Origin of the sequence: Taibaiella koreensis (assembly GCF_003545715.1) — a bacterium.
Taxonomy (GTDB): Bacteria; Bacteroidota; Bacteroidia; order Chitinophagales; family Chitinophagaceae; genus Taibaiella; species Taibaiella koreensis.
Map to the genome: position 1 here is coordinate 213364 of NZ_QVNU01000006.1, position 22190 is coordinate 235553.

Consider the following 22190-nt stretch of genomic DNA (forward strand, 5'->3'; position numbering starts at 1 on the left):
AGCCGGGGTTGACGACCAGGGATAAGCATGCCATAAGGAGAATGATTTTTCTCATGTTCCGGATGTAGCATCTATCAATACCGGAAAATAAAAGGACAATAAATAATTCATATTTCCCGCCTCCATATACCTGGTTAATATTAAAATTCTTACCTATTCTCAAGTAAGCAGATAAATAGCCAGGGCAAATTATTTTCTTGTCCAGAGACGTTATCCTACATAAGGCCTCTCCAGATCACACCTTTCGTTACTGTGAACTTTATATAAAGAAATTATGAACACGACCTTCTGCCGGGGAATTCTGAATATTTTCGTAGCTTATATCGTAAGCCATGCAGGTACAACCAATCGACCGCGTGAAGGAGATCAGTCCTGCCGATTTCCGCGAGCGTTACCTTATCCCGGCCAGGCCGGTCATTATCGAAACGCTTTCCCACCAATGGGCGGCATACGAAAAGTGGACATGGGATTATTTTAAGTCCCTGGCAGGTGCCGTGGACGTACCGGTGTACAATAACAGCAGGGCCGGCGCTAAGGTGCTGGTCAATGGCGGCGACGATACCATGGCCTTTGGCGACTATATCGATATGATCAGGCAGGGACCGTCGGAGTGGCGCATTTTCCTGTTTAACTTATTCAAGCACGCGCCACAGCTAAAAGAAGACTTCCGGTTTCCCGGCCATTTGCTTAAAGGGTTCCTGCGCTCCTTTCCTATGCTCTTCGTGGGCGGTGCTGGCTCTATTGCCCATATGCACTACGATATTGACCTGGCACACATTTTCCATACCCAGTTTATCGGAAGAAAACGCATACTGCTGCTCGACAATGAGCAGTCCAGCCTTATCTACCGCATGCCCGGTACGGTGGAAAGCGCTGCCAGCTTTGTCAACTGGCAGGAGGGGCTGGATACCGAACAGTTTCCGGCGCTGGCACTGGCCAGGGGCTACACTGCTGTACTGGAACACGGCGATACGCTCTTTATGCCAAGCGGCTACTGGCATCATATGGAATACCTCGAAAGCGGCTGTGCCATGAGCCTGAGGGCAATGCCCGAAACGATTGCGGGCAAGCTTAACGGCCTCTATCACCTGGTAGGCCTCCGCAATTTCAACAACATGATGATAAGACTACGTCCCCAATGGTGGTACCAATACAAACGCCGCTCGGCGAAGGTAACGGCCGAAAGGACCGTGGAACGGCTGAAGCGTCGGAACTGACCGTCTGCAACAGGTTGTAAGATTACTACTTCTTCTTCACACCTTATCTTTGCGGACATGTTGACCATAGACATTCCCACTATCGCCGAATATCCGCAACTGGTGCTCCTCTGGGAGTCGTCTGTGCGGGCGACCCATCATTTTCTTAAAGAAGAAGATATTCTTTTTTACAAGGAACAACTGGCTGCCCATTACCTGCACCTGGTACAGCTCAGCTGTGCGCGCGATGAGCATGGCGCTATCCTCGGATTTTCCGGCGTTGCAGAAGGGAACCTCGAGATGCTGTTCGTCTCTGCCGAAGCCCGTGGTAAAGGCGTTGGCAAATTGCTCCTGGCATACGCGACAAATAAACAAGGCGTGACCAAAGTAGATGTGAACGAAGAGAATGAGCAGGCTTTCGGTTTTTACCAGCATGCAGGTTTTACCGTAACAGGCCGCTCAGAATACGATGGGCAAGGCAAGCCCTACCCTATATTGCACATGGAACGATTGCCGGCTGCGGAATAAAGTATCTGAAATTGGCTATCCGTATAAAGGAAACGTAGAATCATTCTGACCTCCTATACGGTTGCTCTAGAAGCATCATTCTACATGCCCTTTCGACGAGTTCAAGGGCACAGCTACAGGAGAGAAAGAAGAAGAATCTTCTCAGGTCCATGATCAGGTATAGCCTACATTTGCTCTATGGGAAATGCATTGATCGCCCTACTGCAGACCGGCAGAACCCTCACTGCTGCGGAAGAGCAGCTCATCTTATCTGCTTTTACAGAAAGGGAAGCCCGGCGCGACGAGGTCTTGTTTCCCGGCGACAAGGTCTGCCGCACGCTTTTCTTTATCGATAGCGGCGTGTTGCGCCTGGGACGCACCGACGACAAGGGCAACGATATCACTTATTTTTTCCTGAAAGAAGGGCAGTTCTGCACGATACTGAAAAGCTTCCAGGACGGCATTATCGCAGAAGAACAGATCATTGCCGCATCTGAGGTTCGCCTGCGTTCGGTTACACGCATCGCACTGGATACGCTGTACGAGCAGCTTCCCTGGCTGCGGCACACGCTGGAACAGCTATTGCAGCGGCAGCTTATGGAAAAGATCGATCTGCGCAACCGTTTTCTGGAGCGCGATGCGCCGGGCAATTACCAGGCCCTGCTGGAACAGGTGCCCGGCATTCTCCTGCACGTTTCCTTAAAAGATATTGCCTCCTATCTCGGCATTACGCCACAATCGCTAAGCCGGTTGCGCAAAAACCTGCTTTGATCATTTTTTACCCTAGGATAAGTCCCCATCCGGCGCGTCAATATAGCTTTGCCCTCTAAAAAAGACAAAATGGAAAGCATTAATCATCGAAGCGGGTCTATGGAAGGCAAAAGGGTAATGATCCTCGGCGGCAGTACAGGCATAGGGTTGGCCACCGCCAAAGCCGCAGCTGCAGCAGGCGCAGCCGTTTGTATTGTCTCAGGTAACCCGCAACGGATGGCAGCCGCCTTACAACAGCTCCCCGAAGACACGGAAGGGCATGTAGTGAATCTCTCGGAAACCGCTCAGATCAGGGACTTCTTTGCGTCATCGGGCCGCTTCGACCACATGGTCTATTCAGCCGGGGAACCGCTCAGTCTCAGTTCTATCGCCGAAACGGATATCGAACAGGCCCGCAATTTTTTCAATATACGTTACTGGGGCGCCTTTGCGGCCGTCAAATATGCTGCGCCACAGATCAGGACCGGCGGCTCCGTCAATTTGACCGGCGGCACTGCTGCACAGCGGCCGGGCAGCGGCTGGAGCATTGCAGCCAGCATCTGCGGCGCTATGGAAGGGCTTACCCGCGCGCTCGCCGCCGAGCTGGCGCCTATAAGGGTTAATAGCGTGGTGCCGGCTGTGATCCAGACCGGCTTATGGCGTGATATGCCTGAGGCCGATCGTGAAGCGTTGTATCAATCGGTAGCGGAAAGCTACCTGGTAAGGCGTGCCGGCCAGGCCGAAGATGTAGCCCAGGCGCATCTTTACCTGATGCAGCAGTCCTTCACCACCGGGCAAAACCTGGTGGTCGACGGCGGTGCTTTGCTTGTATAGCCGCCCAAAAAAGAAGAGACTACCTCTTTTGGGGAGATAGTCTCTTCTTTTAAGATCAGATGCTTTTCTTTATGAGAACAGGATACCTGCTTCCGGAGCAATCTTCGTCTATGCGTAAAATGCTTTCTTGGGGTTGGCGATAGCATAGGCTGCTGCCGCCGACGAGGCTTTGGCATTGTCAACAGCTTTCTTGTATACCCTTCCGGTCACTGCATCCTTAAAACGGGAAAGCTTCGGCTTTTTCTTGTTACCTTTTGACATATTATATATATTTCGGTGAAGGTAGTCTTTTGAAATGTAGCAATGATATTTATATATTCCTGCACTGTAACCCTCCCCGGACAAAACGGCATGACACGCAATTCTTGATCTGCCTTGATTTCCCAATAACCAATAGCCTTTCTACTGATCAGCAGAAAGGCTATTGGTACCGTAAAAATAGGTTCAAAAGAACATCAGTGCATTGGCGTGCCACCTGCATCTCCTCCGCCTTCGATCACTTCAAGCAATTCAGGCCGCTCTTTCTTTTCCCGGTTCAGCACCCTATTGGTAATGACGACACTAAGGAGCATACATACGGCGCCGATCAGGAAGTGAATGCCAGGGAAGTAGAACGGTGCTTTATTGCTGGTAAAATAAGAAAAGGTACTATTCATGATCAGCGGCCCTATAACCGTGGTAAGGCTCATAAGACTGGTAAGCGCACCTTGCAGCTCACCTTGCTGATTGGCCGGGACATGCCCCGAGATCACCGACTGGAGCGAAGGGCCGCAGATCCCGCCCAGGCAGTAGGGAATAAGGAAAGCAAACATCATCCAGCTTTGGGTGGCAAAGGCAAAGAGCACGAGTCCCAGTGTATACAACAAAAGTCCGAGGTAAATGCTCTTTTCATTACCGAGACGGGGATTGACCACACGTGTAAGTCCTGCCTGCACAGCGCCAATGAGCACACCTACCACCGCAAGCGAAATGCCGACCATACCTTCGGTCCAGTGGAAACGATAAATGGTAAAGAAATTCCAGTTGCCTTGTACCGCCTGTGCTCCAAGGTAAATGAGGAAAAAGCTGAATGCCAGTCCGCCGATCTCAGGATGCCTGGTCAGGAACTTCAGGGAACCGAAGGGATTGGCCCTTTTCCATTCAAAGGGGCGGCGATGGGCTTTATCCAGCGATTCCGGCATAAAGAAATAACCATACAGGCAATTGACCAGGCACAGTACAGCTGCTGCATAAAAGGGCGCACGAATGCCCCATGTCGCCAGCAAAGCGCCCAGCGCAGGACCCAGCACGAAGCCCAGACCAAAGGCAGCGCCGATCATACCGAAATTCTTTGCCCGGGAAGTTTCGTCAGTGCTCACATCGGCGATATAGGCCGTGGCGGTCGTAAAGCTGGCTCCGGTAATGCCCGCAATCACACGGCCCAGGAATAGCCAGCCATAAGCAGGGGCAAGGGCAAGGATCACATAATCGATACCAAAGCCCAGCAGGGAAAGGAGCAGCACGGGCCGGCGTCCAAACCTGTCGCTCAGGTTGCCTATGACCGGCGCAAACAGAAATTGAGTAATAGCGAATACTGATAGCAGCAGCGCACCATAGGTACTGGCCTGGTTGACGGGGATGCGCTTCAGCTGTGCGATCAGGTCGGCCATTACCGGAATAATGAGGCCCCAACCCATAACGTCGATCAGGAGCGTGATGAAAATAAAGCCAATAGCAGCTTTTTTCGGAGTGTTCATAAAGCAGGTAAGTTGTAGAGGTTTATCGGAAGGGCCGGAATAAGCGCCGCAACCGGGTGCAAATTGCAACATTAATCCCGATTGTGAAGGGTGCGGTTGCGACAAATTGCAGGCTAGATACGACTTCAGGGAAATGAATGTTGTATGACTACTTAAAATCGATCTTCGCTATCAGCCGGCCTTGAATGAAGTAATAGGCTTCATAAGAACGGCCTTCCAGGGATCTCACCTCTTCTACTACGACCTGGTCGGCCCGGCCCTTTGCCGCCAGCACATGTTTTTGCCGGTCGGGCGTCAATGCGTTCAACGGCAGGGTGTGCTCGTATTCCAGACCGTCGTTCCAGGAAAATTCGAAGGCGATCTTTGACCCTTGCCATTGGAGTGTGGCCTCCGTCCCTTTGTTTACGGGGTGAAAAGAGAAGTAAGCATTTTTCGAACGCATTAATTGCCCTCCGGATTGGTATAACATCAGCAAACCGGAAGCAACCATAGCCAGGTAGCCCATGCGCCGGAACAGGGACTCACTCACGCGGGCCAGCCCCCGCTTCAATACCACAGCCGAGACAATACCGGCCAGGGCTACCGCCAGGCCGATGACGAACGCCTGTGCCGGTAACAGGCCAAAAGCGAGGTACAGGGCCAGCTTCACCAGGTGTAGCAACAGCTCGTTTGCTGCCCGCGTAGCCACAATCTCTTCCTTACTGAGACCATAGCGAAAATAAAAACGGTTAAAGATGAGACCTACCGCACCCGTCAGCCCGGAAAGGAACCCCGCAACGAGGCCTATGGCCAGGAGCGCCAGGCTATGTGGCCGGCTTCGCTGGACTATTCCCGCTTTTTTCCGGAAAAGAAAAGGTAAATTGCTTACCAGGAACAGGCCCATCAGCAGGCTCAGGTATACCGGATTGAGGTACCGTAACAGCCAAGCGCCCAGCACTGCTGCGGGAATAGCGGCCGGCACAAAACGCCGTACGATGTAACCATCGACCGACCGGTAAAAAACCTTGAGCCGCGTTGCAGACGAAGAAAAGGTTCCCAATGAAAGCGCGGCCGGCACCTGGCCTGCCGGTAGCCATATCCCCAATACCGGCAAGAGCAGGAGCCCTGCGCCGCCACCGCAGACTGCGCTAAGCATAAAAGCAAGCGTCGCTGTCAAAAAAACGAGCACGAAAACAGTAAACATAATGCAAGACTACCACCAGATTCTGTATACATTCGGGAGTATTGCTTCTTCAGACAAAATCCAGAATTGATCACTTATTTTGCAGCTGATGAAGGTCCTGATCATAGAAGACGAAAAAGAGCTGGCAGACAGCATCATACAATACCTCGATTCGGAGCAGTTCAGCTGCGATCTTGCCGGCGATTTCGATTCGGCTATGGAAAAGGTATACCTGAACGAATACTCCTGCATCGTCCTGGATATTACCCTGCCGCGCGGAAATGGCCTTGACATCTTAAAAGCGCTGAAGCGGGAACAGAAAGAGGATGGCGTATTGATCATCAGCGCCAGAGACTCGCTGGAAGACAAGATCACCGGGCTGAAGCTGGGCGCCGACGACTATCTTGCCAAACCATTCCACCTCGCCGAGCTGGGTGCAAGGGTTGCGGCGATCATTAGACGTAAATCTTTTGGTGGCAAAAGCCAGGTAGTCATCGACCACCTGATACTTGACCTCAACGACAGGACATTAAAGCATGATGGCGTCCCCATAAGCCTGACCCGCAAGGAGTATGATCTGCTCTTGTATTTCGTCAGCAACAAGAACAAGGTGGTGACCAAAGAAGCCATAGTGGAGCACCTTTGGGGCGAAGAAGCAGAAATGGCCGGCAGCTATGACTTTATTTATTCCCATATCAAGAACCTAAGGAAAAAGCTGATGCAGGCCGGCTGTCCCGATTATATCAAAGCGGTATATGGCATGGGCTATAAATTTGCCATACCCCATTAATCCAGGCGTCTATGAAATTATTCAGCAGGTACCATCGCTACCACCTCATCCTGATGGCGCTTCTTTTCATCTGTTCGGGTGTACTGTATTATGTGCTGGTACGACAGATCGTGATCCACGAACTGGACGAAGCGCTGGATGACTGCAAGAAACGCATCATTGTGTATACGGAAGCCCATGAACAATTTCCTGCAGAAAGCCCCATCGGCGAAACCTATGTTCGGTATACCCCCGCAGCAGCGACACAAGCCGATCAGTATGCCCTCACCAATCTGCCGGTACCGGGTAAGCGAAAGCTGCACCGTTACCGGCAGCTGACCTTTACCGTAGACCGCGAGGGCAGGCATTTCCAGGTCCTTGTAGCCAGACCTCTTGAAGGCACCAAGCTGATGATACAGGCCATACTGGCCACTACCCTGGGGTTACTGCTGCTCGTGATCCTCATCTCCGTATTGCTGAACCGCCTGCTGCTGGCCAATACCTGGAAACCCTTCTATCAAACGCTGGACCGGCTCAGCGGCTTCCAGCTGGGTAAGAATGCCCCTTTGGAGCTGCCCGACACCACTATTGATGAATTCCGTTTTCTTCATCGCAGCCTGCAACAAATGGTGGGCCTGGCCGAGCAGGAATACCGGATATTAAAAGAATTCACAGAAAATGCGGCGCATGAAATGCAAACACCGCTGGCCATCGTCCGGTCCAAGCTGGACCTTGTGATCCAGCAGGAAGGTCTTTCGGAACAGCAAGCCCAGGCCATCCACAGCGCCTATGCCGGCATTAAGCGCCTCGACAAGCTCAACCGTTCGCTGCTGCTGCTGGCCCGTATTGAAAACCGCCAATACGGTGAACAATCGCTCATCGACCTGGAAAGCAAAACAGCTGAGAAGCTGGAGCAAATGCAGGAGCTGGCGCGGGGTGCAGGGGTTACAATACACAGTAACCTGGAAGCGGCAATGATCCGTTTCAATGAGACCTTACTGGACATCCTGCTCAACAACCTGCTCGGCAACGCCATACGGCACAATCTACCGGGTGGTAGTGTTACCGTCCGTCTTGGTCCCGGCGCCCTGCGTATTGCCAATACGGGACAAGAGCAGCCATTGGACACCACTCATGTTTTCCGCCGTTTCCGTAAAGAGCAACAGCATAGCAGCGGGCATGGGCTGGGCCTGTCCATAGCCCATCAGATATGCCTGCAAAGCAGTACTGGCCTGCACTATACACACGAAGGGGCACAGCACATCTTTACGTTAACCTGGTAAACAGGCTACAGAAAGTCTCCAGAATCGGGCTATAGCTTTGCCGTACAAACCAGCATATGAGGTATTTCTGGATGATCGTCCTACTGGTCAGCACCATACAAAGCAAAGCACAACATACACTTTCGGGAACCCTTTATGACGGCAGCAGTTCTACGGGCCTGGGCTATGCCACCGTATCGCTGCTCGACCTGTCACAGGGAAAAATCCGCGACGGCGCCCTGACCGATAGTTCCGGACATTTTATACTCAACGATGTCCCTCAGGGGAGGTATTTGGTCAAAGCCGATTTCCTGGGATACAAACAGGCGGTATCGGACACTATCAGGATATCGGGAACACAAGGCAATACAACCTTGCCCGCTATGACGCTGATGGCCGATGGCCACAACCTGGATATGGTTACGGTAAGCGCCAGGGCCGCAGTAATTGAGAACAAGGTAGACAGGCTCATATACAACGCCGCCGCCGATGTCACCGCCCAGGGCGGCGTAGCGCTTGATGTGCTTAAAAAAGTGCCCCAGGTATCGGTAGATGCCGATGGCAATGTAGAGCTGCAGGGCAATCCCAATATCCGTTTCCTGATCAATGGCAAGCCATCGGGTATGTTTGGCAGCAGCCTTACCGATGCGCTGGCCTCCATACCCGCAAGCGGGATACAGAGTATTGAAGTCATTACCAATCCGGGTGCGCAATATGATGCCCAGGGCACCGGAGGGATCATCAACATCAAGCTTAAGGAGAATCGCCGGGCCGGGAGCAATGGTAGCATCGATCTTTCTGCCGGCACCAGGCTGGAAAATGGATCGGCCAATCTTAACTACCGGAAAAACAACATCGGCTTCAACGCCTTCATTAGCGGCAATGCGCAAATCAACTCCCGCTCACCTGCCAGCCAGGACAGGACGGGCTATGATGCCAGCGCGCAACAATATACCCGGCTGCAACAGGAGGGCTATACCGACATGATCCGCAAAGGGCTGCAGACCGGCTTAGGTATGGATTGGACCTTATCACGCGACAATGTGCTTACAGCCACACTGCAATATAGTGATTTCAGCATGCGCAAAACAGGAGAGACCCAACAACTGGAAACGACTCTGAACGATGCAGGGCAAGCTCTTTCGGATCAGCCTGCCACCCGGAGCACGCTGAGCAGCTTCCGTAGCCGTGCCGTCGACTGGAGCCTGGGCTATAAAAGTAAATTAGGCGGCAAAGACGATGAGTTAAACCTGCTGTACACGGCCAGCCTGGGCAATCCCGAGATGCATTCCCGGCAGAGCCTTAGTATGCCCGGCGCTACACAGCCCTATGCCGGCAACGACGTGATCAACCCCGGGAAGGATCAGCAGCATTACCTCTCGATCGATTACAGCCATCCTTTTTCAGATGGTCTCAAGCTGGAGGCAGGGCTCAAGGGCAGCCTGCAGCATATCGAAAGCGATAACCGTCAAAGCCTGCTGTCAGCCGGACCGGAACAGTATGTTTTTTCGCCCGGGCTCTCCTACCTGCTTCGTTATGACCTTTCGGTGTACGCAGGCTATGTATCGGCTTCGGCGAAGCTCTGGCATTGGCTCGATCTGAAAGCAGGACTACGATTGGAATACACTCATATCCGTCTCAATGGCGACAAAAACCTCATCCCCTCCTATACCACCCCTGTACCTACCCTGCTGTTATCGCATGAGTTCGCGGGCCGGCAACTCATCAGGCTTAGCTTTAGCCGTCGCCTGGAACGCCCGGAGTACGAGGAGCTCAATCCTTTCCTCAACCTCAGCGACCCTTATAACATTGTTACCGGCAATCCCTACCTCCGGCCTGAGATCGCCAACAACTTCGAGCTCGGATACAGCCGCTCTTTCGATAATGGTGTGAATATATTTGCAGCACTTACCGAACGCATCAATACCAGCGATGTAAAGTCCTTTACCACTTTCTATCCTGTATATACCGTCGGCGATTCGGCCTATTATAATGTGTCGGTAACCGACAAGCGGAATATAGGAAAAGAATATAACTCGGGCCTTACGCTTTCCGGAAGCGTTCCGATAGGCGCACTCAACCTACGTACCAATGCGATGTTCATCCACAAACACATCGTAAACGAGCTTCCCGGAGCCAGTGCGGTAACCAATGCTTTTACCACGCGGATAAATCTTAATGCCAGCTATACCCTTCCGGCCGGGTTTCTGGCCGAAGCATCCGGCAATTATCGTTCCGGATTTGTGAGCATACAAGGCAGGCAACCACAATTGCTGACCTATACCTTCGCAGTCAGGAAACAATTCCGGAATAGCCGCGCCAGCGTAGGCCTTACGGCTACAAATATTTTCAGCCGGTATGTGCGCCAGACGACCACGGTACAGACAGACAATTATACCTCTTATGCTGTAAGGGACTTGCCGTTCCGGTCTATCGGCATCACATTCGGATACAAATTCGGCAAAACGGAAACAGGCAAAAAAGAGAAGCTCCCCGTAACGACGGAACATTTGCCTTCCGAGAATTAAAATGTACGACTCATGGATAGACATAGTCTCTTAACAATGATCCTGCTAACCTGCTCCGTCTGCGTAAGGGCGCAGCCGGCTGACAGTATGGTTGCTCCGCCGGCAACGCGCTTCAGCATGCAGCAGCTCACTGTTCCCGCAGCGCTGATCACTACAGGTGTGCTCAGTGTAACGGTATTGGAAAATGCAACCAGCAACAAGATCGCATCCTGGCGCAGCCGGCAGTGGGATGGCTTTCATACGCGTGTGGACGATTACCTGCAATATGCACCGATACCCCTGGCCTACGGGCTTGACCTTATCGGTATTCCCTCGCGAAATGATGTATGGAACAGAAGCCTGATTCTGGTCAAAGGGGAATTGCTGATGCTGGCCTCGGTCAACCTGATCAAATATACCACGAGAGAACAACGCCCCGACGGTAGCAACAACCACTCCTTTCCCTCGGGCCATACCGCGCAGGCCTTTGCCGCAGCCACTTTCCTTAGTGAAGAGTATAAAGCGCGGCTACCCTGGATCCCCTATGCGGCTTACGGTATGGCAGCAGCCACAGGGGTGCTGCGTATCGCCAACAATAAACACTATCTTGGCGATGTGCTTACCGGCGCCGGGCTGGGCATATTGTCTATGAAAGTCTCGTACTGGACCCATCGCTACCTGTGGGGAAAGCATAAAAGACGACGGCCTGTTCGTAACTTGCAGCCATAGCCCAAAACACCATCTTATGTGGAAATATTACGCATTTCTATCCGCTTTCTTTGCCGCGCTCACGGCGATATTGGCCAAAATAGGGATCAAGGGCATTCATGGCAATGTGGCCACAGCCATCCGTACCGTAGTGATCCTCTTTATCGCCTGGGGCATTGTCCTGTTCAGCGGCGAGCTACGGGAAGTACGGACGATCAGCAAAAACAACCTGTTGTTCCTGGCGCTTTCAGGCGTGGCTACCGGGCTGTCCTGGATCTTTTATTTCAAAGCGCTGGAAACGGGCAAAGTATCTCAGGTCGCACCGTTAGACAAGCTCAGTGTTGCCATCGCTATGGGACTGGCTTTCCTGCTGCTGAGGGAGCAGCCTGATCTAAAAACGATCCTGGGTGGATTACTTATCGTTGCCGGCGCTATCATCATTATTCTTTAGGCCTGCTGCCAGCAAATTTCGTATCTTTGCTGCTCTTCACACGAGATACAACATGTAGAAAAATTGCTTTCAACCGGATATTGAACCCCTGCCTGTACCAGGCGGTGTTTCTATTATTTCATCTTCAGAAAGTAATTTTCTATGCTTACGTTACAACAGATCACGTATGCGCATCCCAATAAGGATGTGCTTTTCGATCAGCTTAACCTTACCATTAATAAAAACGAAAAGATCGCGCTGATAGGCAATAACGGCGCCGGGAAATCCACGCTATTAAAGATCATGGCCGGATTGCTGCTACCCCTTAACGGCGAGCTGCAGACGGAAACACTGCCTTACTATATTCCGCAACACTTTGGTCAGTTCAACCAGCAGTCTGTTGCCGAAGCGCTCCACATCGGCAAAAAGCTAGAAGCATTGCATGCCATCCTTGCCGGCGAGGTCACTGAAGCGCATTTCAATACGCTCGACGATGATTGGGATATCGAGGAGCGTTGCCGCGAAGCCCTTGCCCATTGGGACCTTGAAGCGCTCGACTTGTCGCAGCCGATGAGCACGTTAAGCGGCGGGCAGAAGACGAAGGTATTTCTGGCCGGTATCCGGATACATCGCCCGCAGTTGGTGCTTATGGATGAGCCCAGCAACCACCTGGACACACAAAGCAGGATGCTTCTTTATGATTACATACAATCTACCAACGACACGCTGATCGTTGTGAGCCACGACAGAACACTGCTCGATATCCTTCCTGTAGTCTATGAGCTCGGCAAGCAGGGCATTACCATATACGGGGGCAATTACACATTCTATACGATGCAAAAAACGATAGAAGTACAGGCCTTGCAGGAAGGACTGAAAGACAGAGAAAAAGCCCTGCGGAAGGCCAGGGAGGTAGAGCGGGAAACTATTGAACGGCAGCAAAAACTGGATGCCCGCGGCAAACGCAAGCAGGAAAAAGCCGGCATTCCGACCATTGCTATGAATACGCTCAGGAACAACGCAGAGAAAAGCACTGCCAAAACGAAGGAAGTGCATGCGGAAAAAGTGGAGGCCTTGCATAAGGAAGTAGGCGATCTGCGCCGGGAGCTACCCGACAAGGACAAAATGAAGCTCGGCTTTGGAGACACGGCTTTGCACAACGGCAAAATACTGGTAACGGCAAAAGAAATCAATTGCAGTTATGGCACACACTTCTTGTGGAAAACGCCTTTAAGCCTCCAGATCACGAGCGGCCAGCGCCTGGCGATCAAGGGCCATAACGGGTCGGGCAAAACAAGCCTGATACGGATCATCCTGGGTCAACTGGAACCGTCTTCAGGCACGATACAACGGACTGCAACCGATGCGATCTATATCGACCAGGACTATTCGCTTATTGACAACCGGCTCAGCGTATACGAGCAGGCAGAGCGGTATAATACAGGACGGTTGCAGGAACATGAGGTCAAAAGCCGGCTGACACACTTCCTGTTCCAGGCTACGCAATGGCATAAGTCCTGCGCCGCCTTAAGCGGCGGTGAAAAGATGCGGCTGATCCTCTGCTGTCTTACGATAGGTGCGCAGGCCCCCGATATGATCGTGCTCGACGAGCCGACCAATAACCTGGATATCCAGAATATCGAGATCCTTACCGAAGCCATCAATAGCTACCGGGGTACCCTGATCGTGGTGAGCCATGACGCCCTCTTCCTGGAACAGGCAGGCGTCAACGAAGCGATAGTATTGGTATAAGCAGGGAACGGGCAGCCGCAATGGACCGGGAACGGTTTGTTGCGGCAATATTTTACCTGGCGCCGGCCTGCTCCAGAAACTGCGCCATTTCCTTTTGTCCTTTTTGTATCGCATGCTGCAAAGCGCTTACGCCATCTTTATCGGGCAGGTTGACATCGGCGCCCGCGGCGATCAGCATCGCCATGATACGCAGGTGCGCCGCGCCCCCATCGCCGAGGATCACCGTCTCCAGCAAGCCGGTCCAGCCCAGGCGGTTAACATGGTTGATGGGAAATGATTGATCTTCCAATATAGCAGCAACGGTCGCCACATGTCCTCTTTCGCAAGCGGGGATAAGTGCTGAGCCGCCATAGCGGTTATAGACCCTATAGTCAGCTCCGGCTTGCATACAGCGTCGCACGATATCCGTCAGTCCTTCTGCACCAGCATATAGAAAAGGCGAATCGGAAATATCGTCCTGCGCATTCACATCGGCGCCGGCATCGATCAATACGACAGCGGCATCCAGGCTTCTCAGCGACAAGGCAAACAGCAAGGGTGTCTTTCCATGGGCATCCCTCGCCTCTTTGTTTGTGCCCGCCGCCAGCGCCGCTTTTACATGGGCGGGATCATTTTGCCTGATGGCGTCTCTTAGCTGCTCGTTATTATCCATCATGTAGTAGATCGACTTTATTGTTCCGGCCACAAAGGTAGCAGTTCCATTTCATCGCTTTGCCCGGAGACAATAACACCAGACGACAAGGAGTTATCTGGCACAGACAGCTCCTTGTTTGAATATGTTTTGATCGACCGGGAAGGTTTTGAAAAAAACTGCACCGTTAAACCGTATCCGGCAAGCCTTCAGCCGACTGCACGATCTTTTTGATCAGGACAATCTGCCCCAGATGGTAATGCGTGTGTTCGACAATACCCTGAAGGTTGCGGTAGTAGTTGCCATAGGGTTCCTTAACAAAAAGGACATCCAGTTGCTCGTCTGGTAAACGCCCGGCGAGTATAGCGAAAGCTTCTGCATCGGCCCAGGTCTTTTCCTGCAGCTGCTCCCATTCTTCAGGACCGGTAATGGGCGGCAGAGCGAAGCTCAGCGCATCCTTTGCTTCCAAGGGGCCACCTTCCAGCACCTTGCGTACGGCACTGATGTAATAGTTGATATGAAAAACGAGCACCGCGATCGTATTGAACGAATGTACCTTCATCACCGCCTCTTGCCAGGTAACGTCCGTCAGGGTATCCTTAAGGTTGACCGAAGTCCAGTTGCCCCCGAAATGTACGTCGCGCAAGTGTTTCGCGATCTGTGCTGCTGTATTCATAGCTGTGTGTTGAACACAGCTAAAATAATCAAAATTCAGAAAAGACCGGAATCCAGCATGCGGGCAGGCCCGGCATGTTCCAGGAGGCCGGCTATTCTGCTATCTTCCATTTTTCCAATAGCGAAGCATTAAAGCCACCCTCCTTAGGATTAGGCTGTCCCTTACCCTTTGTAATCAGCTCATACAGGCTCTTGCGGATATAATTGGTCCAGGCATCATTGCATATCTCGAAGCATTCATATGCCGGGGTCAACCCCTGGTGGGTAAAGCGAAGCGTCGTTTTCCCCTCATTGTGGCTGATCTCGAAAATGACCTTTGTATCCTTCCACTCAGCCTGATCGTCGATAAAATTAAAACGGTTATCTAAAATGTGCCAGACGACCTTCTCTTCCGGGACCACCTGTTCCAGCTTTATCTTACTCAGGTGAACGTCCCTGTAATGATAGAGAAACACATCGCCCTGTTCCGTGGTAGGGCCTTCAATATCTTCCGACCACCATCCGCGTACATTATTAATGGCATCGAAAACTTCTTTTGCAGTCTGATCTACTATGATGGTAGTGCTGAAATCCTGGTTGTTCATATTTTTTTGTTTGTAGCGATTAATAAAGCGCCGGCCTGATCTTTGTTTACCGGCTTGATTTCCTATGTCAAAGGTACTGTCCTGCGTGGCCACCCCGAGGGGGAGAAATAGACTTTAGCATGGGTTGATTTGGCCAGGATCATTGGCTAACTTTGTAAAAACAGCCTGGCATGAAAAAGGTCATCATAGTCGTTCCGGAGGGTCCCATCAATGCCAATACGATCGGTGGCACCTTAGACATCCTGAGCAGGGCAAACGCTTACTGGGAAAGCCAGGGCAATCCTGCCCGGCTGGAGGTAAGTGTCGCCGGATTTGTAAAGGAACAACGGTCGCACAACGGCTATCTTTCTGTACATCCCATGGATATCAAAGGTATCCGTCGCGCCGACATGGTAATGATCCCGGCGCTGCTGGGCGACTATGAACAAACCATCGCGAAGAACAAGGCACTTATCGATTGGATACATAAACGCTATAAGGCCGGTGCAGAGATTGCCAGCATGTGTTCTGGCGCTTTCCTGCTCGCTGCGACAGGGCTACTGGACGGACAAGCCTGTTCGGTGCATTGGAATAAGCTGGCACTATTCCGGGAGCTCTTTCCCGAAGTAAAAGCCGAGGCGGGAAAGATCATTACTGCAGCCAATGGCATCTACACCAACGGCGGCGCATACTCCTTTTTGCACCTGCTCCTTTACCTGGTAGAGCAACTATTCGACCGGACGACCGCTATCTTTTGTTCCAAAATTTTCCAGATCGATCTCGAACGCAGCTCGCAATCGCCCTTCAGTATTTTTGAGACGCAGAAGGAACATGATGATGAGCTGATCGGCCGGGCCCAGGCTTACATTGAAGAAAATATCGAAGAGCGGATATCCTTCGAAAAGCTGGCGACCAAGCTGGCAATCAGCAGGCGTAACTTTGACCGGCGATTTACCAAGGCCACGGGCAATACACCAGTCGAATACCTGCAACGCGTGAAAGTGGAAGCGGCTAAGAAGGAGCTGGAAAAGGGGCGCAAAACCATACTGGAGATCATGCTCGATGTGGGCTACAACGACAACAAGGCTTTCCGGGAAGTATTTAAACGGATCACCGGCCTGTCGCCGCTGGAATACAAAAACAAGTATAGTAAAGAAAACGCTGCAGCATAATAAGGCGGTATTCATCCCGGCGTTCTTGAGCTTTTACATTCCTGCAAATGGCCGGGAAAATATACAAGCGCAGCAGAGATGCCTGCGCCGGCCGAAGGTCGCCGGAAGGGGTACGAAAATGGGGGTTGAGCGGTTGGACAACATTAGTACCTTAGCATACTTTATTCTGAGTACGTGACCATCATCATTCCATAACCATTCTCCAAAAACCGTAACTAATGAGCCTTCGCGAACGCCTCGGCAATCCTTCCGGCAAACCGGACATCATCCTCATCATTTCCGATCAGGAAAGGGCCACCCAACATTTTCCCGACAACTGGGAGCAGGATAATCTTAAGACCCTGACCTTCCTGAAACAAAACGGCTTCAGCTTCGACCGCGCCTTTTGTAACACCTGTATGTGCTCGCCAAGCCGTTCCACATTGCTCACCGGCCTCTATCCCGCACAGCATCATGTAACGCAAACCCTCACTGAGGGCGGCAGGTACTCGCCCGGCGAAGTAACGCTGGACAATACATTGCCCAACATCGCCCGTGTGCTCTTCGACGCGGGCTACGATGTGCAGTACCGTGGCAAATGGCATGTGAGCAAAGGTGCAGACGGCGGTGGTCCCGAGCCCTCCGATATTGCCATGTATGGCTTCAAAAGCTGGGTAGCGCCCGATGCCGGTGAAAACACCGCACCGGAGAATTTCGGCGGCGGCTTTGCCAATCACGACAAAGCTTATGTACAGCAAGCCATCGCTTACCTGCAATCGGTAAGGGAAAGAAGAGCAAAGGGCGATATGCAGCCTTATTGCATGGTGCTCTCTCTTGTCAATCCGCACGATGTGCTCTGCTATCCTAAGGACTTTCAGTATGGCTACAACGCCGACTTCCTGAATGGGCCTATAGGCTTGCCCAAAACGGCAAACGAAGACCTGATCACCCAACAGAAGCCTTCGGCCCAGGTGCAGGTAAAGGCTACAGCAGCCTTAAGCCTGGGTGCATTGAACACGCAGGAGAAGCAAACTAATTACATCAACTTCTATGGCAACCTGCTGCGCGTGATCGATACAGAGGTTGGCTTCTTTATCGATGAGCTGTATAAAGAAGCAGAAGGCAGCAGGCTGGCCGACCAGGCGCTGGTGATACGTATTGCCGACCATGGCGAAATGGGCATGGCACATGGCGGCATGCGCCAGAAGGCTTTTGTTACCTATGAAGAAGCCCTGCGCATACCCATGGTGTTTTCCAATCCCATTCTGTTCCCGGAAAATACGCCTTACAAGGCTACCCAAAACCTGGCCTCGCTCATCGATATTCTGCCAACGATTGCCGACCTTATTGGTGTTGCGCCGCCAGAGGGCCTGAGAGGCACCAGCCTCGCACCGTTGCTGGAGCAGGATAAGCCGGTACAGGATGCGATCTTGTTTACCTTCGACGATACCAAAGCCAGTGCTGCCGATAAGGCCAGCGTGGTGAAGGCGGCCAACCGGATCCGCAGTGTGCGGACCACCGAATGGAAATACAGCCATTATTTCGATGCGCTCGGCGGCTACCCAGACGAGTATGAGTTGTACGATCTGCGCCAGCCGGACGCGCTGGAGTACGAGAACCTGGCCTATGACCCGGCATTCGGGGAAATAAGGGAAAAGATGGCGCAACTGCTGGAAGACCAGATCAAACAAAAGCTCGCCATTCGTCCCGAATCCTTTGAACAGGATGCCTTTGTCGATTGGTATCAACGGCAGGATTAGCTTTAGACAAGATAAAATGAATACAGCAGCCTTTCGAATACGGCTGCTGTATTCATTTTGCGCCGGCTGGCCTTAACCATTCCTTTTGAATAACGAGATACTCATCTGCTATTTTTTGCATATTTTTGCTTTGAATTAAAATTTTACACCATGAAAATAATACGTCTTGCCTTGTGCTGGACAAGCGTCTTGCTGGGTGGCACCCTGCTTCATGCCCAGTCGTGGACGCCGGCTGGTCCCGATGCTATGGACCAGCCAAGTAAGGCTACTACCATTGCCAATATTGTCTCAGATCATGCCGGCGGCATGATCTATGCCTACAAAGAACTACTGGACAACAAAGCTTCTGTACGTAAATGGGATGGCAGCCATTGGCAACCCGTAGGCGCGCCCTCATTTTCGGGTGGCGTAGTCGATTACCTGGCGCTGGCTGCAGCCCCTTCCGGAACACCCTATGTCGTTTACAAAGACTACAGCGCGACCGGGAAAGCCACAGTGATGACCTTCAATGGCAGCAGTTGGGTAAATGTGGGTGGCCCGGTATCCGGCGGTGGCGCCAGCCATACCTTCATTACGATTGATAACGCCGGCGTTCCTTATGTTGCCTATGCCGATAGTCTGCTCAGCGGACGTATTACGGTAAAAAAATGGGATGGCACAACATGGCAGCCTGTAGGCACCTCCGGGTTCACACCACCTGCTATAGGCGATCTGAAAATACGGCTGAACAGCAGCGGGCAGCCATATGTACTGGCCCAATATGCTTCCGGCAGCAGTGGTCAGAGCGAAGTCTATACCTATAACGGTACGGCCTGGAACTCCCTGGGGGTTGCCGGTCAAACCTCAGTCAGCTTTTCCGACAAGACAGCAGACCTCGCTATATCACCCCTCGATATACCAATGGTAGCCTTCGCCGATAACAGCCTCGGTAAGAAGGTTACGGTAAAAGAATTCAACGGCACTGCCTGGATCAACGTTGGAGCAGCCGGCTTTTCTCCCAATCCTGCAGCTGAGATACAGCTCAGGGTCGATCCTTTGAACGGCCCTTATCTCTTTTGTCTTTCCAACTATTATCCGGGATCCAGCGAAGCGATATATCCGATGATCCGGCATTTCAATGGCACCAGCTGGGAAGTTGCGGGACCAGACAGCTTTATTGTAAGCAATGCCACGCCTACACCTGCATTCGATCTGGACACAGCGCATGCGCCTTGTGTACTTTCCGGAGACAATGATGGCTACTACAAAATGGTGATGCGCAGGCTTGAGGGAAGTCAATGGAAGATAAAGGGCGCCAGTGAAGGCCTTGCCAAAGTGCCTGCCAGCTTAACCGTATCTGCCGCATCTCCCGACGGCGCCAAAGCCTACTGTGTTGCCACGAATCAATTTACGGCAAATTTTACGCCCTCGCGGGTATGCCGGTTCGACGACACAGCCTGGACCGTGATCGGCACGTCAAACCCTGCCTCCTGGCGGGGAAGAGTAATGGACATTGCCGTGCATCCCAACGGGCATCCCTGGATCGTTGTTGCCGATACGGTACCCTTCTCTACCGAATACACAGTATGGCGCCATACCGATACCGGATGGGTCAATACAGAGATCAACCTGACCACTCTGGGTGGCGCGGAGTCGCTCTGCTTCGATGGCGCCGGCAATGCCTATTTTGCCAACATGCCTTATGTAGGCCCTCTCTTTGTCAAGAAGTATACCCAGGGATCGGGCTGGAGTACCCTCAACGGCTCGCCTATACCCAGTAATACCTCCGTCGATTATGTCCGCATAAAAGTGAACCATGATGGCGTGCCGCACTTGCTCGTAGGCGTGCATTACAGTACAACCGGTCTCGCATATAGCTTTTGGATTTATAATTATACCGGTACCGCCTGGGCTTCGGCAGCGCCCCAGGTCACTTCGAATAACGGCGCACCTGCCGGCAGCACACCCGACTTTGCATTCGATACAGCAGATGTGATACATGTCGCTTTCCTCAACAATGGTATGCCTGCTATAGCCGTACGTAAGCTCAATACAGCGACCAATACCTTTACAGATGTGGTACCGGCAGGGAGCGCGCCCAATGGCCAGAATCCCCAGATCCAGTTTGCACCGGACGGCAGCCTGTATCTCAGCTATGCTCAAAAGGCCGACCAGTACTACGCTTCAGCAACCGTAAAACGACTAGCCGGCAATGCCTGGCAAAACGTAGGGTCGCCTTTGTTCAGTGTGACGACATCCTATGCCCCGCAATTGCTGTTCTACAATAATAAATTGCTTACCACCATTTCCGATGGCGCTGCCTTTGCCTACCAATACAGCTGCGCCACTCCCGTTGTAATCACACAGGCGCCCGCCGACACGGTAGTGTGCGATGGCGCCAATGCTGCGTTCTTGACAGCAGCCAATGGCGCTTCGGGCTATCGCTGGCAAATGAACAGCGGCCAGGGCTGGAACAATGTACCTGCCAATGCGACCTATAGCGGCGTGAACAGCGCTACCCTTGTGGTGACCGCGGCAACAGCAGCCATGAACGGGAACCAGTTCCGCTGTGTTTATACCGGCGCCTGTGACGTTCCGGCGATGAGCACGCCGGCAACATTATTGATCGATGTGCCCGGATTACCGGCGCCCGGCGTACACATCGCCTCAGACAAGCCGGCCACCTGCCAGGGTAACGAGGTCACCTTTACCGCTACGGCAACACAACCCGGGGTATGGTATACTTATGAGTGGCTGATCAATGGCACAGCAGTAATCGGCGCTACGGATTCCGTATTCACGACCGCTTCCCTCAGCGCCAGCGATGCGGTTACCTGCAGGTTCACGCGCCTGTCTGCTTGCGGTAGCGCTCCGGCAGTAGCCATGAGCAATGCCTTGTCTGTTGCAGTATCTCCTTCTGCAGCGCCATCGGTAAATATTACCGCGGCACCGGGCACAACCGTTCCTTCCGGACAGCCGGTTACCTTTACCGCTTCGGTTACTAATGGCGGCGCCGCACCGCAATACCAATGGCTGGTGAATGACAATCCTGTTACCGGGGCAACAGCATCAAGCTTTACCACCAGCACGCTGAACAATGGCGATGCCGTAAAGGTAAAAGTAACACGGAGCGATACCTGCGCTGCGGTGAATACCGCACTTTCGCCGGCGCTCACCATCCAGGTTACTACGGGCATTCGCGAGACCAGCAAGCAATATGGCTTCCGGGTGTACCCGCAACCTGCGCGGGACCAGGTTACCCTTTCCGGTAGCGCAGGCATGCCTGCGGGCGCCTACCAGCTAAGCCTTTACTCCGTAACCGGACAACTGCTCATCAGCGAGCAGGTAAAGGTAGCGGCCCAGGCATGGACCTACAGGCTGCCCCTTCCGGCTTCATTACCTGCAGGCCTGTACCGGATGACCTTTCAACATCCCGGTCTTACTTTAGGCACAACACTTACTATCGTACGTTGATCATTATCGGCAAAACAATACCAAAACGCGCCATGGACGAATCCATGGCGCGTTTCCATTTACTGATGCGATCAACAGCGCCAGGATACTACGGCCACCAGATGGTGCCGCTCTGGCTGTTACTGATCCAGGGCTTGCCATCGCAGCTGGTACCGGGATGTGCAGCCAGGCAGGCTTTCACCCAGCCGTTACCTTCTGCATGGCTCTTCACTTTATTTTTGCTGCAATAAGTGGTACCGGTATTGTCTTCATACAGTTGGTAGCCAGGATAGCCGCCACCGGCTTTGGATGTGATGTCATTTTCGTGCTGTGTCATAATGTTGTTGTTTAGTCGTGACCAAAAG

At 52.4% G+C, this 22190-nt stretch carries 20 protein-coding genes; 13 read left to right on the forward strand and 7 right to left on the reverse strand.

The features are described from left to right. The first annotated feature begins 332 nt into the window (after positions 1 to 332). From DZK30_RS19290 to DZK30_RS19305, 4 genes are all read left to right on the forward strand, one after another. Positions 333 to 1217 carry a cupin-like domain-containing protein gene (locus tag DZK30_RS19290; RefSeq protein ID WP_118975820.1) on the forward strand — a complete coding sequence of 295 codons (885 nt, stop codon included), beginning with the start codon at positions 333 to 335 and terminating at the stop codon, positions 1215 to 1217. A gap of 57 nt (positions 1218 to 1274) precedes the next feature. Then, positions 1275 to 1724 (forward strand): GNAT family N-acetyltransferase, encoded by a 450-nt coding sequence (locus tag DZK30_RS19295; protein ID WP_118975821.1) that lies wholly within the window; start codon positions 1275 to 1277, stop codon positions 1722 to 1724. 177 nt (positions 1725 to 1901) lie between these two features. Beyond that, positions 1902 to 2474 (forward strand): Crp/Fnr family transcriptional regulator, encoded by a 573-nt coding sequence (locus DZK30_RS19300; protein WP_118975822.1) that lies wholly within the window; start codon positions 1902 to 1904, stop codon positions 2472 to 2474. A 69-nt stretch (positions 2475 to 2543) separates the two neighbouring features. Beyond that, complete coding sequence (locus DZK30_RS19305; protein WP_205529505.1) at positions 2544 to 3287, forward strand: SDR family oxidoreductase; 744 nt, start codon at positions 2544 to 2546, stop codon at positions 3285 to 3287. A gap of 108 nt (positions 3288 to 3395) precedes the next feature. Here DZK30_RS19305 and DZK30_RS25985 read toward each other — a convergent pair whose 3' ends face one another. The 3 genes from DZK30_RS25985 to DZK30_RS19315 all read right to left on the reverse strand — a co-directional run bounded on the left by DZK30_RS25985 (position 3396) and on the right by DZK30_RS19315 (position 6206). After that, complete coding sequence (locus tag DZK30_RS25985; protein ID WP_162903253.1) at positions 3396 to 3548, reverse strand: hypothetical protein; 153 nt, start codon at positions 3546 to 3548, stop codon at positions 3396 to 3398. A 194-nt stretch (positions 3549 to 3742) separates the two neighbouring features. Then, positions 3743 to 5023, reverse strand: a complete 1281-nt coding sequence (locus tag DZK30_RS19310) for a TCR/Tet family MFS transporter (protein ID WP_118975996.1) — start codon at positions 5021 to 5023, stop codon at positions 3743 to 3745. Positions 5024 to 5171: 148 nt separating this feature from the next. Beyond that, positions 5172 to 6206: a sulfite exporter TauE/SafE family protein gene (locus tag DZK30_RS19315; protein ID WP_118975823.1), complete on the reverse strand. Its 1035-nt coding sequence runs from the start codon at positions 6204 to 6206 to the stop codon at positions 5172 to 5174. A gap of 88 nt (positions 6207 to 6294) precedes the next feature. Here DZK30_RS19315 and DZK30_RS19320 point away from each other — a divergent pair, with 88 nt between their 5' ends. From DZK30_RS19320 to DZK30_RS19345, 6 genes are all read left to right on the forward strand, one after another. Next, positions 6295 to 6975: a response regulator transcription factor gene (locus DZK30_RS19320; RefSeq protein WP_118975824.1), complete on the forward strand. Its 681-nt coding sequence runs from the start codon at positions 6295 to 6297 to the stop codon at positions 6973 to 6975. An 11-nt stretch (positions 6976 to 6986) separates the two neighbouring features. Continuing rightward, positions 6987 to 8237, forward strand: a complete 1251-nt coding sequence (locus DZK30_RS19325; protein ID WP_118975825.1) for a sensor histidine kinase — start codon at positions 6987 to 6989, stop codon at positions 8235 to 8237. A 56-nt stretch (positions 8238 to 8293) separates the two neighbouring features. Continuing rightward, the gene (locus tag DZK30_RS19330; RefSeq protein WP_118975826.1) at positions 8294 to 10744 is read left to right on the forward strand and encodes an outer membrane beta-barrel protein; all 2451 of its coding nucleotides are present in this window, start codon (positions 8294 to 8296) and stop codon (positions 10742 to 10744) included. Positions 10745 to 10780: 36 nt separating this feature from the next. Continuing rightward, the gene (locus tag DZK30_RS19335; RefSeq protein ID WP_162903254.1) at positions 10781 to 11452 is read left to right on the forward strand and encodes a phosphatase PAP2 family protein; all 672 of its coding nucleotides are present in this window, start codon (positions 10781 to 10783) and stop codon (positions 11450 to 11452) included. 16 nt (positions 11453 to 11468) lie between these two features. Further along, positions 11469 to 11882 (forward strand): EamA family transporter, encoded by a 414-nt coding sequence (locus DZK30_RS19340; RefSeq protein WP_118975828.1) that lies wholly within the window; start codon positions 11469 to 11471, stop codon positions 11880 to 11882. Between the two features lie 141 nt (positions 11883 to 12023). After that, on the forward strand, positions 12024 to 13613 hold the full coding sequence (locus tag DZK30_RS19345) for an ABC-F family ATP-binding cassette domain-containing protein (RefSeq protein WP_118975829.1): 1590 nt from the start codon (positions 12024 to 12026) through the stop codon (positions 13611 to 13613). Positions 13614 to 13665: 52 nt separating this feature from the next. Here the strand turns inward: DZK30_RS19345 and DZK30_RS19350 are convergent, their stop codons facing one another. The 3 genes from DZK30_RS19350 to DZK30_RS19360 all read right to left on the reverse strand — a co-directional run bounded on the left by DZK30_RS19350 (position 13666) and on the right by DZK30_RS19360 (position 15503). Then, positions 13666 to 14268, reverse strand: coding sequence for an ankyrin repeat domain-containing protein (locus DZK30_RS19350; RefSeq protein WP_205529507.1), 603 nt, complete (start codon positions 14266 to 14268; stop codon positions 13666 to 13668). A gap of 163 nt (positions 14269 to 14431) precedes the next feature. Beyond that, positions 14432 to 14920, reverse strand: a complete 489-nt coding sequence (locus DZK30_RS19355; protein ID WP_118975830.1) for a DUF1572 domain-containing protein — start codon at positions 14918 to 14920, stop codon at positions 14432 to 14434. A 91-nt stretch (positions 14921 to 15011) separates the two neighbouring features. Further along, on the reverse strand, positions 15012 to 15503 hold the full coding sequence (locus tag DZK30_RS19360) for an SRPBCC family protein (protein WP_118975998.1): 492 nt from the start codon (positions 15501 to 15503) through the stop codon (positions 15012 to 15014). Between the two features lie 170 nt (positions 15504 to 15673). On the opposite strand from DZK30_RS19360, the gene DZK30_RS19365 reads away from it, so the two are divergent. From DZK30_RS19365 to DZK30_RS19375, 3 genes are all read left to right on the forward strand, one after another. Beyond that, the gene (locus DZK30_RS19365; RefSeq protein WP_118975831.1) at positions 15674 to 16654 is read left to right on the forward strand and encodes a GlxA family transcriptional regulator; all 981 of its coding nucleotides are present in this window, start codon (positions 15674 to 15676) and stop codon (positions 16652 to 16654) included. 218 nt (positions 16655 to 16872) lie between these two features. Further along, positions 16873 to 18393 (forward strand): sulfatase-like hydrolase/transferase, encoded by a 1521-nt coding sequence (locus DZK30_RS19370; protein WP_118975832.1) that lies wholly within the window; start codon positions 16873 to 16875, stop codon positions 18391 to 18393. 150 nt (positions 18394 to 18543) lie between these two features. After that, positions 18544 to 21846: a hypothetical protein gene (locus tag DZK30_RS19375; protein WP_118975833.1), complete on the forward strand. Its 3303-nt coding sequence runs from the start codon at positions 18544 to 18546 to the stop codon at positions 21844 to 21846. Positions 21847 to 21934: 88 nt separating this feature from the next. On the opposite strand, the gene DZK30_RS19380 is transcribed toward DZK30_RS19375, so the two are convergent. Beyond that, the gene (locus DZK30_RS19380; protein ID WP_118975834.1) at positions 21935 to 22162 is read right to left on the reverse strand and encodes a hypothetical protein; all 228 of its coding nucleotides are present in this window, start codon (positions 22160 to 22162) and stop codon (positions 21935 to 21937) included. Positions 22163 to 22190 lie beyond the last annotated feature (28 nt).

Excerpts from the sequence above, each read along its gene's own strand:
- DZK30_RS19290 (WP_118975820.1), top strand. The coding sequence starts at position 333 with ATGCAGGTACAACCAATCGACCGCGTGAAGGAGATCAGTCCTGCCGAT.
- DZK30_RS19295 (WP_118975821.1), top strand. The coding sequence starts at position 1,275 with ATGTTGACCATAGACATTCCCACTATCGCCGAATATCCGCAACTGGTG.
- DZK30_RS19300 (WP_118975822.1), top strand. The coding sequence starts at position 1,902 with ATGGGAAATGCATTGATCGCCCTACTGCAGACCGGCAGAACCCTCACT.
- DZK30_RS19305 (WP_205529505.1), top strand. The coding sequence starts at position 2,544 with ATGGAAAGCATTAATCATCGAAGCGGGTCTATGGAAGGCAAAAGGGTA.
- DZK30_RS25985 (WP_162903253.1), bottom strand. The coding sequence starts at position 3,548 with ATGTCAAAAGGTAACAAGAAAAAGCCGAAGCTTTCCCGTTTTAAGGAT.
- DZK30_RS19310 (WP_118975996.1), bottom strand. The coding sequence starts at position 5,023 with ATGAACACTCCGAAAAAAGCTGCTATTGGCTTTATTTTCATCACGCTC.
- DZK30_RS19315 (WP_118975823.1), bottom strand. The coding sequence starts at position 6,206 with ATGTTTACTGTTTTCGTGCTCGTTTTTTTGACAGCGACGCTTGCTTTT.
- DZK30_RS19320 (WP_118975824.1), top strand. The coding sequence starts at position 6,295 with ATGAAGGTCCTGATCATAGAAGACGAAAAAGAGCTGGCAGACAGCATC.
- DZK30_RS19325 (WP_118975825.1), top strand. The coding sequence starts at position 6,987 with ATGAAATTATTCAGCAGGTACCATCGCTACCACCTCATCCTGATGGCG.
- DZK30_RS19330 (WP_118975826.1), top strand. The coding sequence starts at position 8,294 with ATGAGGTATTTCTGGATGATCGTCCTACTGGTCAGCACCATACAAAGC.
- DZK30_RS19335 (WP_162903254.1), top strand. The coding sequence starts at position 10,781 with ATGATCCTGCTAACCTGCTCCGTCTGCGTAAGGGCGCAGCCGGCTGAC.
- DZK30_RS19340 (WP_118975828.1), top strand. The coding sequence starts at position 11,469 with ATGTGGAAATATTACGCATTTCTATCCGCTTTCTTTGCCGCGCTCACG.
- DZK30_RS19345 (WP_118975829.1), top strand. The coding sequence starts at position 12,024 with ATGCTTACGTTACAACAGATCACGTATGCGCATCCCAATAAGGATGTG.
- DZK30_RS19350 (WP_205529507.1), bottom strand. The coding sequence starts at position 14,268 with ATGATGGATAATAACGAGCAGCTAAGAGACGCCATCAGGCAAAATGAT.
- DZK30_RS19355 (WP_118975830.1), bottom strand. The coding sequence starts at position 14,920 with ATGAATACAGCAGCACAGATCGCGAAACACTTGCGCGACGTACATTTC.
- DZK30_RS19360 (WP_118975998.1), bottom strand. The coding sequence starts at position 15,503 with ATGAACAACCAGGATTTCAGCACTACCATCATAGTAGATCAGACTGCA.
- DZK30_RS19365 (WP_118975831.1), top strand. The coding sequence starts at position 15,674 with ATGAAAAAGGTCATCATAGTCGTTCCGGAGGGTCCCATCAATGCCAAT.
- DZK30_RS19370 (WP_118975832.1), top strand. The coding sequence starts at position 16,873 with ATGAGCCTTCGCGAACGCCTCGGCAATCCTTCCGGCAAACCGGACATC.
- DZK30_RS19375 (WP_118975833.1), top strand. The coding sequence starts at position 18,544 with ATGAAAATAATACGTCTTGCCTTGTGCTGGACAAGCGTCTTGCTGGGT.
- DZK30_RS19380 (WP_118975834.1), bottom strand. The coding sequence starts at position 22,162 with ATGACACAGCACGAAAATGACATCACATCCAAAGCCGGTGGCGGCTAT.